The organism is Vibrio sinaloensis, from assembly GCF_000808535.1.
In the GTDB taxonomy this organism is placed as follows: Bacteria; Pseudomonadota; Gammaproteobacteria; order Enterobacterales; family Vibrionaceae; genus Vibrio; species Vibrio sinaloensis_D.
On sequence record NZ_JWLV01000012.1, the window covers coordinates 60609 to 74198 of the forward strand.

12 protein-coding genes are annotated in these 13590 nt (G+C 47.4%); 11 read left to right on the forward strand and 1 reads right to left on the reverse strand.

Translation table 11 applies throughout. The features are described 5' to 3' along the window. Positions 1 to 79 precede the first annotated feature (79 nt). Together corC and lnt are read left to right on the forward strand one after the other, a co-directional pair. A complete protein-coding gene (gene corC / locus RJ47_RS09030) occupies positions 80 to 979 on the forward strand; it encodes a CNNM family magnesium/cobalt transport protein CorC (RefSeq protein ID WP_005476694.1) in 900 nt (299 codons plus the stop codon). A gap of 38 nt (positions 980 to 1017) precedes the next feature. Further along, positions 1018 to 2541, forward strand: a complete 1524-nt coding sequence (lnt, locus tag RJ47_RS09035; protein WP_039483377.1) for an apolipoprotein N-acyltransferase — start codon at positions 1018 to 1020, stop codon at positions 2539 to 2541. 63 nt (positions 2542 to 2604) lie between these two features. On the opposite strand, the gene RJ47_RS09040 is transcribed toward lnt, so the two are convergent. Next, positions 2605 to 3075: a zinc ribbon-containing protein gene (locus tag RJ47_RS09040; protein ID WP_005476687.1), complete on the reverse strand. Its 471-nt coding sequence runs from the start codon at positions 3073 to 3075 to the stop codon at positions 2605 to 2607. A gap of 190 nt (positions 3076 to 3265) precedes the next feature. On the opposite strand from RJ47_RS09040, the gene leuS reads away from it, so the two are divergent. From leuS to RJ47_RS09085, 9 genes are all read left to right on the forward strand, one after another. Continuing rightward, complete coding sequence (gene leuS / locus RJ47_RS09045) at positions 3266 to 5839, forward strand: leucine--tRNA ligase (RefSeq protein ID WP_039483379.1); 2574 nt, start codon at positions 3266 to 3268, stop codon at positions 5837 to 5839. A gap of 162 nt (positions 5840 to 6001) precedes the next feature. Further along, positions 6002 to 6622: an LPS assembly lipoprotein LptE gene (gene lptE, locus RJ47_RS09050; protein WP_005476696.1), complete on the forward strand. Its 621-nt coding sequence runs from the start codon at positions 6002 to 6004 to the stop codon at positions 6620 to 6622. Between the two features lie 9 nt (positions 6623 to 6631). Further along, positions 6632 to 7645, forward strand: coding sequence for a DNA polymerase III subunit delta (gene holA / locus RJ47_RS09055; protein WP_039483381.1), 1014 nt, complete (start codon positions 6632 to 6634; stop codon positions 7643 to 7645). 72 nt (positions 7646 to 7717) lie between these two features. Beyond that, the gene (gene rsfS, locus RJ47_RS09060; protein ID WP_005476693.1) at positions 7718 to 8035 is read left to right on the forward strand and encodes a ribosome silencing factor; all 318 of its coding nucleotides are present in this window, start codon (positions 7718 to 7720) and stop codon (positions 8033 to 8035) included. 2 nt (positions 8036 to 8037) lie between these two features. Continuing rightward, on the forward strand, positions 8038 to 8508 hold the full coding sequence (gene rlmH, locus RJ47_RS09065) for a 23S rRNA (pseudouridine(1915)-N(3))-methyltransferase RlmH (protein ID WP_039483383.1): 471 nt from the start codon (positions 8038 to 8040) through the stop codon (positions 8506 to 8508). A gap of 7 nt (positions 8509 to 8515) precedes the next feature. Next, complete coding sequence (gene mrdA / locus RJ47_RS09070) at positions 8516 to 10405, forward strand: penicillin-binding protein 2 (RefSeq protein WP_038139470.1); 1890 nt, start codon at positions 8516 to 8518, stop codon at positions 10403 to 10405. Beyond that, positions 10405 to 11526, forward strand: a complete 1122-nt coding sequence (gene rodA, locus RJ47_RS09075; RefSeq protein WP_005476702.1) for a rod shape-determining protein RodA — start codon at positions 10405 to 10407, stop codon at positions 11524 to 11526. Before mrdA ends, rodA begins: the two co-directional genes overlap by 1 nt. Position 11527: 1 nt before the next feature. Further along, positions 11528 to 12307, forward strand: a complete 780-nt coding sequence (locus RJ47_RS09080) for a septal ring lytic transglycosylase RlpA family protein (protein ID WP_005476699.1) — start codon at positions 11528 to 11530, stop codon at positions 12305 to 12307. A gap of 88 nt (positions 12308 to 12395) precedes the next feature. Continuing rightward, the gene (locus RJ47_RS09085) at positions 12396 to 13574 is read left to right on the forward strand and encodes a serine hydrolase (RefSeq protein WP_038139473.1); all 1179 of its coding nucleotides are present in this window, start codon (positions 12396 to 12398) and stop codon (positions 13572 to 13574) included. Positions 13575 to 13590 lie beyond the last annotated feature (16 nt).

Sequence of the window (13590 nt, forward strand, 5' to 3'; positions counted from 1 at the left end):
CATAGCGCCACTTCAACATCGCTCTATGTTACGAACGTGTGCTATCACACTTCTGATAGCGTTACTTAAATGAGAAACAATGAACGAAGATAATTCGCCCTCTTCTCTAGAAGGTAAGAAAGAAAAATCTGAAGGTCCGAGTAGAAAGTCCTTCTTCGGACGCCTAGGTCAACTTTTCCAAGGTGAACCAAAAGATCGCCAAGAGCTCGTGGAAGTGTTCCGCGACTCTGAAGAGAATGACCTAATCGACCATGACACTCGCGATATGCTCGAAGGTGTGATGGAGATTTCTGAAATGCGAGTGCGTGACATCATGATCCCACGCTCGCAAATGGTCACCGTCGACCGAAGCGACGATTTAGACGCTCTGGTTAACCTGATTACTGATGCGCAACACTCGCGCTACCCAGTCATCAGCGAAGACAAAGACCATGTAGAAGGTATTCTGTTAGCGAAGGACTTACTTAAATATTTAGGCTCTCAAAGTGCGCCGTTTGATATCGAACAAGTTATCCGCCCTGCGGTGGTTGTTCCTGAAAGTAAGCGTGTCGATCGTTTGCTCAAGGAGTTCCGAGAGGAACGCTATCATATGGCGATTGTGGTCGATGAGTTTGGCGGTGTATCTGGTCTTGTCACTATCGAAGATATCCTCGAAGAAATCGTTGGTGATATCGAAGATGAATTTGATGATGAAGAACAGTTAGACATTCGCAAACTCAGCAAACATACGTTTGCCGTGAAAGCGCTCACGACCATTGAAGAGTTCAACGAAACCTTCAATACGTCGTTCAGCGATGACGAAGTCGATACGGTAGGTGGCATGGTCATGACTGCGTTTGGTCATCTACCTTCGCGTGGGGAAGTGGTCGAGATTGAGCAGTACAGCTTCAAAGTCACCTCTGCAGACAACCGTCGAGTGCTACAACTTCAAGTCACCATTCCTGACGAAGAGTCTCTTCCGGAACCAACCGAAGAGTAACGCTAATTTCCCTCAGGGGATATTCAGAAAAGATAACGATGTTAAATCCTATTTTGCATCGCCTAAAACGGCCGTTCGCGGCCGTTTTTGTTGGCGCGATAACCACACTAGCCTTTGCTCCCTATCAACTTTGGCCGCTAGCCATTATTTCTCCCGCGATTCTTTTGCTCTTAATCCACCAGCAAAGTGCCAAGCGTGCCTTGTGGATTGGCTACGCATGGGGGTTAGGTCAGTTTGCTACTGGCATCAGCTGGGTCCATATCAGTATCGATAATTTTGGTGGTATGCCAAAGATTGCCAGTGTGTTCCTAATGACACTGCTCATTGGCTATCTGGCGATGTATAGCGCCTTGTTTACGTGGACACTCAATCGCTTTTTCCCGCAATCCAACCGAATTCGTCTTCTGCTAGTCGCTCCTGCTCTTTGGCTTATTGCTGATTGGTTACGCGGCTGGGTAATGACAGGCTTCCCTTGGCTGTGGATCGGCTACAGCCAGATAGAGAGTCCACTCGCGCACTTTGCACCTCTTGGTGGTGTTGAACTGCTCACCTTTCTAAGCATTGTCAGCTCGGGCGCGATTGCGTATGCCTTCCTTCACCGCCAATGGCTCCAACTGCTCATTCCAGCAATTATCTTATCGGCAGGGTTTGGGCTCAAATCGGCGAACTGGGTCACGCCTAATCCAGACAGCACAACTAAACTGGCTCTGATTCAAGGCAATATCGCTCAAGAGCTCAAATGGCTGCCTAGCGAGCGTTGGCCAACCATTATGAAGTACACCGATCTGACGCGGGAAAACTGGGATGCCGATATTATTATTTGGCCAGAAGCCGCTATTCCAGCTTTTGAGTTCGAAATCTCCTCCTTTCTAAGCAATCTCGACTCTGCCGCTAAACTGAACCATAGCGCGGTCATCACAGGGGTTGTCAACCAAGGGGAAAACAGGAAGTTCTACAACAGTATTCTGACTGTCGGTAAGACCGCATATGGCGACTACCGCTTCGATATGAGTCAGCGCTATCACAAACATCATCTATTACCTTTTGGTGAGTTCGTCCCGTTTGAAACCATACTAAGGCCACTGGCGCCGTTCTTTAATTTGCCGATGTCCTCTTTCAGTCGCGGTGAGTTTGTGCAAGCCAATATCGATGCCAATGGTAAACAGATGGCGCCAGCACTGTGCTACGAAATCATCTTTAATGAGCAAGTGCGCCAAAACGTTACCGAAGAGACAGATTTTATTCTCACCTTGTCTAACGACGCTTGGTTTGGCCGTTCAATTGGCCCGTTGCAGCATATGGAAATTGCACGAATGCGTGCTTTAGAGCTTGGTAAACCTGTGATTCGTTCTACCAATAATGGCGTCACAGCGGTGACCGATTATCAAGGCCATATCGTTGCTCAGTTGCCGCAGTTTGAAACTGGCGTTTTAAGAGCAGAAATTGTCTCGACCGAAGGCCAGACACCCTACCGCCAATTTGGGACTTGGCCACTTTATCTGTGGACGATACTGAGCTTAGCGATAGGCTGGCGTTGGAGAACTAAACAGTCTAATGACTAAACAGAATAAGGGCTGACACCAATGCGTCAGCCCTTTTCATATTGCTTCAAGGCGATATTTCGCTTAGGGTTTCAGCGCTTGGCGGCTAAAACCTTTGCAGCCACATTTGGTGCATGGAATGATAATCGTCGGATGATTGTACTCAGTTTTATGGCCACATTTATCACACACTAAAGCGCCAAGGCCGATCACCTCTCCTGCTTCATACAAGCCCTGATGTTCTAGGTCTTCAAACAGTTCAACCCATTCGACTTTCGTGCGATCGGTAATCTCCAGTAGACCTTGCCAAATGGAATCGGCAATCATCAAATAAAACGGACCGTTTTTGGAGTCTTCATAGTTGTCAGCAAACTCTTTCAAATCTGACTTAACGTAAGCAGAAACCAAAGCCAGCTCATCTTTGGTTAAATCATTGGCGGCATCAACCACTTTACCCGAGGTTTCTAAAACGTGGTTAACTTCGTCAGGACTACGTTTGAGAGCTTCGACCACATCTTCAAACATCTCCTCATAACCTGTTTTGCGTTTTGGCATCGCTAACCTCCTTTTCGATTCACTGATGCACATTCATAAAGCCTGTTAAAGGCAATAAACATCACCATCTTTACGTGATTTGAGTGGGTATTGGCTATTGTTGTGCCCCTCTCCTTTAGGTATTCTATGACGATCTATTAATGTCTGTTCTAACCGAACTCACAAATTCCAAGATAACCGGATATCATCGATGCAAGAACAATATAACCCGCAAGATATTGAACAAAAGGTTCAACAGCACTGGGATAACAACAAGACCTTTGTTGTAAGTGAAGACCCAAACAAAGAAAAATTCTACTGTCTCTCTATGTTCCCATACCCAAGTGGTCGACTGCACATGGGTCACGTGCGTAATTACACTATCGGTGATGTGGTATCTCGTTTCCAACGCCTACAAGGCAAAAACGTCATGCAACCAATTGGTTGGGATGCGTTTGGTCTTCCTGCAGAAAACGCAGCGGTGAAGAACAACACAGCACCTGCACCATGGACTTACGAAAACATTGAGTACATGAAGAACCAGCTTAAGCTGCTAGGCTTTGGTTACGACTGGAACCGTGAGTTCGCAACGTGTACGCCTGAGTACTACCGTTGGGAGCAAGAGTTCTTCACTAAGCTTTACAACAAAGGCCTAGTGTACAAGAAGACTTCATCAGTTAACTGGTGTCCAAACGACCAAACTGTTCTTGCAAACGAGCAGGTTGAAGATGGTTGCTGCTGGCGTTGTGACACGCCGGTAGAGCAAAAAGAAATTCCACAGTGGTTCATTAAGATCACTGAATACGCTCAAGAGCTACTAGACGATCTAGATAACCTAGACGGCTGGCCTGAAATGGTTAAGACCATGCAGCGCAACTGGATCGGTCGCTCTGAAGGTGTAGAACTTAAGTTTGAAGTGAAAGGTCAACAAGACCTAGAAGTTTACACAACACGTCCAGACACACTAATGGGTGTGACTTACGTGGGTATCGCAGCAGGTCACCCTCTAGCAGCAGTAGCAGCAGAGAACAACCCTGAACTTGCAGCCTTCATCGACGAGTGTAAGAACAACAAAGTAGCGGAAGCTGAGCTTGCGACAATGGAGAAGAAAGGTATGGCGACTGGCCTTACTGCGATTCACCCATTGAACGGTCGTGAAGTGCCAGTTTACGTGGCTAACTTCGTACTGATGGACTACGGCACAGGCGCTGTAATGGCAGTACCTGCACACGACCAACGTGACTACGAGTTCGCGACTAAGTACGGTCTAGACATCGTGCCTGTAATCAAGCCAGTTGATGGCAGCGAACTAGACGTTTCTGAAGAAGCGTACACAGAGAAAGGTGTACTGTTCGATTCAGGTGAGTTCGACGGCCTTGAATTCCAAGCAGCGTTCGATGCAATCGCAGCGAAGCTAGAAGCAGAAGGCAAAGGCACGAAGACAGTTAACTTCCGTCTACGTGACTGGGGCGTATCTCGTCAACGTTACTGGGGTGCTCCAATCCCTATGGTAACCACTGAAGACGGTGAAGTTCACCCTGTACCAGCTGACCAACTACCAGTAATCCTTCCAGAAGACGTGGTAATGGACGGCGTAACTAGCCCAATCAAAGCTGACAAAGAATGGGCGAAGACAACGTTCAACGGCGAACCTGCTCTACGTGAGACAGATACATTCGATACCTTCATGGAGTCTTCTTGGTACTACGCACGTTACTGTTCACCACAAGCTGACGACATCCTAGATCCAGAAAAAGCGAACTACTGGCTACCAGTAGACCAGTACATCGGTGGTATCGAGCACGCTTGTATGCATCTACTGTACTCTCGCTTCTTCCACAAATTGCTACGTGACGCAGGTTACGTAACGTCTGACGAACCGTTCAAGCAACTGCTTTGTCAAGGCATGGTACTAGCAGACGCGTTCTACTTCGAGAACGAGAAAGGCGGTAAAGAGTGGGTTGCGCCAACTGACGTTGCTGTAGAGCGTGACGGTAAAGGCCGCATTACTTCTGCGAAAGACACGGAAGGCCGCGATGTTACCCACTCAGGCATGATCAAAATGTCTAAGTCGAAGAACAACGGTATCGACCCACAAGAGATGGTAGACAAGTATGGTGCTGACACAGTACGTCTATTCATGATGTTCGCATCTCCTGCAGACATGACACTTGAGTGGCAAGAGTCTGGTGTAGAAGGCGCAAACCGCTTCCTGAAACGTGTTTGGAAACTAGTAAACGAGCACACATCAAAAGGTGCAGCAGAAGCAGTCGATACATCTGCACTTTCTGGTGACCAAAAAGCACTTCGTCGTGACGTTCACAAGACTATCGCGAAAGTGACTGATGATATCGCTCGTCGTCAAACGTTCAACACAGCAATCGCTGCGATCATGGAACTGATGAACAAGCTAGCGAAAGCGCCTCAAGAGTCTGCGCAAGATCGTGCAATCCTTGATGAGGCCCTAAAAGCTGTTGTTGCGATGCTTTACCCAATCACTCCGCATATCTCTTACGAATTGTGGGCTGCGCTAGGTGAATCAGACATCGACAATGCTGTATGGCCAACGTTCGATGAAAAAGCACTGGTTGAAGATGAGAAGCTAATTATCGTTCAAGTAAACGGTAAGCTACGTGCGAAACTCACCGTACCAGCAGATATCTCTAAAGAAGATATCGAAGCGCTAGGTCTAAACGATGAGAACGTCACTAAGTTCACCGAAGGCAAAACAGTACGTAAAGTTATCTACGTACCAGGTAAACTTCTGAACATCGTTGCGAACTAAGAAAGTGTTGCGAACTAATCGCAGATAAATAAGTCTTAAGCAGGGTAACTTTAGTTTATTGAACTAGAGTGTCGCCCTGCTTTATTTATCTTAAAGCTCTAGCCCGTTTGGGTTAAATAGAGCCGTAAGATAAGTAAACCCATAAACGAGAGCCATTAATCTATGTTTCGCCGTGTATCGCGCCTGTTATCTGATTCAACTGTAAAGCTCACTTCTGCTGTACTCATGGCAAGCCTACTGGCTGGTTGTGGTTTCCATCTGCGTGGAGATTACTCGGTACCTGACGAATTAAACACCTTATCTCTTACCAGTTATGACCCATACAGCACCTTTACTCGCATGATGAAAGGCCAATTGCGCTTGAGTGAGGTGGATATTGTGCCACCCGCTGCTAACGTGCCAAATCTGCACCTTGTTAGTGAAGGCGTTGGTGAGCGTACATTATCTTTGTACCAAAACACCCGAGCGGCAGAAAAAGAGATCACTTTCCGCGCCTCTTACCGAGTGACGGTTCCCGATGTGGGCACAAAAACCTATTCGACAAGCGTGACTCGAAGCTACCTTGATAACCCTCTCAGCGCGCTGGCAAAATCGGTCGAACGAGACATGATTGAAGATGAAATGCGTAAACTGGCCGCCACTCAAATTGTTCGTCAAATGGCGCGTTTACGAGCAGACATCGCACACGATGAACTCAATGACGATGCTGAAGAAATTTCACTCAAAGACGACGATGAGCAATATCGCATTAAAACTTACTCTACGGATAAATCAGGTCAGTAAGAGGTTTTCATGCGCATTTTTGCCGACCGACTGTTAGAGCAAGTCAACAAGCAGCTCCACCCTACGTACCTTCTCTTTGGCAATGAACCGTTGCTACTGCAGGAGTCACGTCAGGCAATAAAAAAAGCGGCGCTAAGCCAAGGGTTCGAAGAACGACATCGCTTTGCAATAGACAGCAGCTTCGATTGGAACCTTGTCTACGACTGTTGCCAAGCCATGAGCTTATTCTCAGCTCGACAAATCATCGAATTGGAACTGCCAGAATCAGGCGTTAATGCGGCCATCGCGAAGGAGCTTTTGGCCCTTGCTGACATGCTGCATCAAGACGTGCTACTTGTCGTTATCGGCACCAAACTGACGAAAGCGCAAGAAAATGCCAAGTGGTTTAAAGCGCTTTCGACAAATGGCTGCTGGGTAAATTGTCTAACACCAGATATTCAGCGTCTACCTCAGTTCGTTCAAGCTCGCTGTCGTGCGCTTAACCTAAAGCCTGATCCAGAAGCAATCCAAATGCTGGCACAGTGGCATGAAGGCAACCTATTTGCCTTAACACAAAGTTTGGAAAAGCTCGCACTTCTCTACCCTGACGGCCAATTGAACTTGATTCGATTGGAAGAGTCGCTCAGCCGACACAACCACTTCACCGCTTTCCACTGGATTGATGCACTGCTGGCGGGAAAAGCCAATCGCGCTCAACGAATCATGCGCCAACTTGAAGCGGAAGGCGTGGAAATGGTGATACTGGCACGCACCATTCAAAAAGAGCTTCAACAACTACTGGCCATGTTGCAAATGATGCAGACCGAGCCCATTGGCCGAGTGTTTGAGTCGTATCGAATCTGGCAGTCCAAGCGGCCACTCTATTCAGCCGCGCTAACTAGGCTCTCTATTGCCAATGTAAAAACACTGCTGCAGCTTTTGGCAAAAATCGAGATCCTAACCAAAACTCAGTACGACCAATCCAGTTGGCCACTATTACACCAGTTAAGTACGCAGATGTGCCTGCCTCAGGTGAAGCTTTAAAAAAGCGTGATATACTGCGCCGCCCTTTGGGCACCCACTTGTGAACAGAATTGACATAACGAGGACAACACCTTGCAACTTGAAGAACTGAATGATTTCTTAGTAGATAAAGCCGATGATATGAAAGCCCAAGATATCAAAACTATTGATGTCCAAGGTAAATCTAGCATTACGGACTACATGATTATCTGTACTGGCACTTCAAAACGTCACGTTGCATCGATTGCCGATCACGTTGCTAAAGAATCCAAACTGGCCGGCCTTACCCCTCTGGGTATTGATGGCGAAGCGGAAGGCGAATGGGTTGTACTGGATATGGGCACAACTATCGTACACGTCATGCAAGAAGAGCAACGCGAACTTTACCAACTCGAGAAGCTTTGGGGCTAACCATGAAATTACAATTGATTGCCGTTGGCACCAAAATGCCGAAATGGGTCGAAGAAGGGTTTCAGGAGTATAAACGCCGTTTTCCTCACGACATGCCACTAGAGCTGATTGAAATTCCAGCGGGCAAACGCGGTAAAAACGCCGACATTGCAAGAATTCTGCAAAAAGAAGGCGAAGCCATGCTTGCTGCCGTGCCAAAAGGCAATCGAATTGTTACGCTAGATATTCCTGGTAGAAAATGGGATACACCTCAATTGGCCGAGCAGCTTGAGAGCTGGAAGTTAGATGGTCGAGATGTATCCATTTTGATTGGTGGTCCAGAAGGACTCGCCCCCGCTTGTAAAACAGCCGCGGATCAAAGTTGGTCTCTATCAGCACTAACCTTGCCTCATCCACTCGTCCGTATCGTCATGGCGGAAAGTTTGTACCGAGCGTGGAGCATTACCGCAAACCACCCTTACCACCGAGAATAATCGATTCATGTTACGAAAGCGCTCCCAAATAAGGGACTATCAAGAAGAAGCACGACTGTTTAAAAGTCGTGCTATTGTCGCTTTTATAGGCATCGTTGCCATGATGGGACTTTTGGTGACGAACTTGTACAACATACAAGTTAATCAGTTTCAAGATTACAAAACCCGCTCAAACGACAACCGAATCAAGGTCGTCCCAATCGCACCAAACCGCGGGCTTATTTACGACCGTAACGGTAAATTGCTGGCTGAAAACCGTCCAGTATTTAGCCTTGAGATCACGCCAGAGAAAATCGAGGATATGGAGGCAACCATTGCCAGCCTTCAACAAATCCTTACCATCACCCCTGACCAGATTGAACGCTTTCAAAAAGAGCGCCGCCAGACACGTCGCTTTAAGTCTGTGCCTATTTTGACTCAATTAACACCTGAGCAGGTGGCGAAATTTTCGGTCAATCAGCACAAATTTCCTGGGGTATCCGTCAACGCGGCTTTGAAACGCCATTACCCTTATGGCGAGGTGTTAACCCACGTAATTGGCTACGTTTCGCGAATCAATGACCGTGATATGCAGCGTCTCGTCCGCGAAGAGAAAGACGCAAACTATCAAGCCACTCGTGACATCGGTAAGCTGGGTATCGAACGCTACTACGAAGATTTGCTGCACGGAACAGCAGGTTACCAAGAGGTTGAGGTCAACAGTCGTGGTCGCATCATACGCACGCTAAAATACGTTCCACCTGAGCCGGGTAAAGATATTGTCTTAAACCTCGATATCGACTTACAACTCTACATCCATGATCTCTTAGCAGACCGACGCGGTAGTGCAGTGGTACTCGATCCTAAAGACAATGGTGTATTGGCAATGGTGTCAAGCCCAAGCTACGACCCGAATGCCTTCGTACATGGTATTTCTGGCAAAGACTATCGAGCACTACTTAATGACAAGAATCGTCCGCTGGTGAACCGAGCCACGTTAGGCATCTATCCTCCAGCATCGACCATTAAACCCTTCATGGCGGTGGCTGCGCTTCAAGAAGGTGTCATCACGCCGAATACTACTCGTAACGACCCTGGCTACTGGCGAATTCCAAACTCGAAAACTCGACCATTCCGAGATTGGCTCCCGTGGGGGCATGGCAAGGTAGATATCGTCAAATCAATCGAAGAATCCGTGGATACCTTCTTCTACCAAGTCGCGTATGACATGGGGATTGATCGTATATCCAATTGGATGATGATGTTTGGCTTTGGTGATTACACTGGGCTAGATATTCGTGAAGAGAGCAAAGCGAATATGCCAACCCGAGACTGGAAAATGGCTCGTCATCGCGTGCCTTGGTATCAAGGGGACACCATTCCTGTTGGCATCGGCCAAGGTTACTGGACAGCAACGCCAATGCAAATTGCCAAAGCGACCTCGGTGCTGGTTAACCGAGGCAAACGTATTGCTCCACACCTGTTAAGAGCGACCATCGTTAACGGTGAGCGTTTTGAGAAACAGGAGCTTTCAGAGCTTGAGACTTATACCTACCCTCCAATCGAAGGGGTCAAAGAGAAGTACTGGGACCTTGCGATAGAGGGAATGCGTCTTGTAAACCACGGAAAAAAAGGAACGGCTCGCCGAGCCTTCTACAACACCGAGTATGTCAGCGCCGGTAAATCAGGTACAGCTCAGGTATTTGGCTTAGGCGAAGATGAAAAATACAACGCAGACGAAATTGCCGAGCACCTGCGCGACCATGCGCTCTTTACTGGCTTCGCCCCCATTGACGATCCTGAAATTGTCGTGACGATTGTCCTTGAAAACGCAGGCGGTGGCTCAAGCAACGGTGGTCCTGTGGTACGCCAAGTGTTTGATCACGTGCTCGTAGAGAAAAAAGAGGCTGAAAAATAATGGATTTTGATCCTTCAACTGGCCAAAACCGCGCTCTGTTCGAGCGTTTCCACATCGATTTACCATTGCTACTAGGCATATTGGTACTTATGGGCTTTGGCCTAATCGTTATGTACAGTGCAAGTGGCCAAAGCCTTGCGATGATGGATCGCCAAGCAATGCGTATGGGCTTAGCCCTTGGCGTGATGCTTATTTTGGCTCAGATACCACCTAGAACCTATGAGACCTTGGCGCCACTTATGTTTGCTGGCGGTATTCTTTTACTACTCGGGGTACTCTTTTTTGGCGAAGCTTCTAAAGGGGCGCAGCGCTGGCTGAACCTAGGCTTTGTTCGTTTTCAACCGTCGGAACTTTTGAAGCTCGCGGTTCCGCTTATGATCGCCCGCTACATTGGTAAACGAGCCCTGCCGCCGACATTCCAAACCCTAGTGATTTCTTTGGTGATGGTGTTTGTCCCGACCATATTAATCGCCAAGCAACCCGACTTAGGCACTTCAATTTTGATTGCAGCCTCGGGCATCTTCGTGATTTTCCTTGCGGGTATCAGTTGGAGAATAATCTTCGCTGCTGCGTGTGGCCTTGGCGCCTTTTTACCCATTTTGTGGTTCTTCTTGATGCGCGAATATCAAAAAGTCCGTGTAAGAACGCTGTTTAACCCAGAATCAGATCCTTTGGGGGCGGGCTACCACATTATCCAAAGTAAAATCGCGATTGGCTCAGGGGGTATCTCCGGTAAAGGTTGGATGCAGGGAACTCAATCCCAATTGGAATTTCTCCCAGAGCGCCACACCGACTTTATTTTTGCCGTAATCGCAGAAGAATGGGGACTGATCGGCATTCTTGCGTTGCTCAGTATCTACCTTTACATCATCGGACGCGGACTCTACCTCGCGAGCAAGGCCCAAACCGCCTTTGGCCGCATGATGGCTGGCAGTATCGTGCTAAGTTTCTTTGTTTACGTTTTTGTAAACATTGGCATGGTAAGCGGGATTTTACCGGTTGTGGGCGTTCCTCTTCCTCTGATCAGTTATGGTGGCACCTCAATGGTGACGCTCATGGCAGGCTTTGGTATTTTGATGTCGATTCACACACACAGAAAAGCGTTTTCGAAGGCAACATAGTATGACAAACAAAACACTGCTGGCATTGGCTTGCACGAGCATTCTATTGGTAGGCTGTTCTTCTGCGCCGTCTAAACGCTACTCCCTGGATGATGACGTTGCACCTGAGAAACCTATCTCTGTTGATCATATTGAAGACGCTGTCCCGCAATATGAACCTTACAGTTTAGGCGGGAACAAAGATTACACGCTGCGCGGAAACCACTACACCATCATCAAAGACAGCACAGGCTTTACCGAGCAAGGCATCTCTTCTTGGTACGGAAAAAAATTCCATGGCCACCTGACTTCGAATGGTGAGATCTATGACATGTATTCCATGACAGCGGCACATAAGACCTTACCTTTGCCAAGCTATGTGGAAGTGACCAATCAAGACAATGGCAAAAAAGCCATCGTCCGTGTCAATGACCGAGGTCCTTTTCACCCTGGACGCATCATAGATTTAAGCTACGCCGCCGCCACCAAACTCGATGTCATCAAAACGGGTACAGCGAATGTGTCGATTCGAGTCATCAAGGTCGACAAACCAACCGAAGCCCACAAACAACAAGCGTTGCCAAAGTTTGTTGTGCAAGTTGCTTCATCACAGCATTCACAGCGCGTCCAAACTTTGGCACAAGAGCTGGGGCAAAAACTTGCGGTTGAGAGTTATGTAGGGTCTGAAAATGACGTCCATCGAGTACTATTAGGACCGTTTAATGACTATATGCAAACTCAAAAAACCTTAGAACAAGTAAAAACACTTGGTTATTCGAGTGCATTTATTAAATCCTTGTAGAGTTAATTCTCCAAGCCACTAGACGACACTAGCTTGAGAGAGTGATTCTGTTAAGATATGGACAGTTAAAGATAAACCTGTAGTCAATATGAAAAAAACAACGCTAATTAAATCCGTTTTTGCGTCTTCTATTGCGCTTTCTGCAACCTTCGCAACTTCTGCCATCGCAACACCTATTGTTGTGCCAGACGCCCCTCAGATCGCCGCTAAAGGCTACGTGCTAATGGACTTCCATTCAGGCAAAGTCTTGGCTGAGAAAGAGATGAACACCAAGCTATCTCCGGCTAGCTTAACCAAAATGATGACCAGTTACGTCATCGGCCAAGAGCTTGAGCGCGGTAACATCTCACTGCAAGACGATGTGACTATCAGCAAAAATGCTTGGGCGAAAAACTTCCCAGATTCTTCGAAAATGTTCATTGAAGTCGGTACCACAGTCAAGGTTGAAGACCTGAATCGTGGCATCATCATTCAATCGGGTAACGACGCTTGTGTCGCAATGGCTGAGCACATTGCAGGCTCTGAAGATGCCTTTGTTGATTTGATGAACGCATGGGCAGACACCATTGGCATGAAAGACACCCACTTTGCCAATGTGCATGGTCTAGACAACCCAGATCTTTACTCAACGCCTTACGACATGGCGTTGCTTGGTAGCGCGCTTATCCGTGATGTGCCAGACGAGTACCGCATCTACTCAGAAAAGAAATACACCTACAACGGCATCACCCAATACAACCGCAATGGTCTGCTTTGGGATAAGAGCATGAACGTTGACGGCATTAAAACTGGCCACACAAGTAATGCCGGTTACAGCTTAGTGAGCTCAGCAACGGAAGGCAAAATGCGTCTTGTTGCGGTTGTGATGGGCACTAAGAATGCCAATGCTCGTAAATCAGAAAGCAAAAAGTTACTGAGTTACGGCTTCCGCTTCTTTGAAACAGTAGCACCACACAAAGCAGGCGAAACCTTCGTCGAAGAAAAAATCTGGATGGGCGACAAAGACATGGTTGCCTTAGGTCTTGATCAAGACACCTATGTCACGCTACCTCGCGGCCAAGCGAAAAACCTAAAAGCCAGCTTCGTACTTGAAAAAGAGCTACAAGCCCCAATTAGTAAGGGTGATGTTGTTGGTAAGCTATACTATCAACTAGAAGGCAATGATGTTGCTGAGTACCCGCTTCTTGCACTTGAAGATGTAGAAGAAGGTAGTCTATTTAGCCGTCTTTGGGATTACATTGTTATGCTATTCAAGAGCTTCTTGTAATTCTTGATGAATTCAT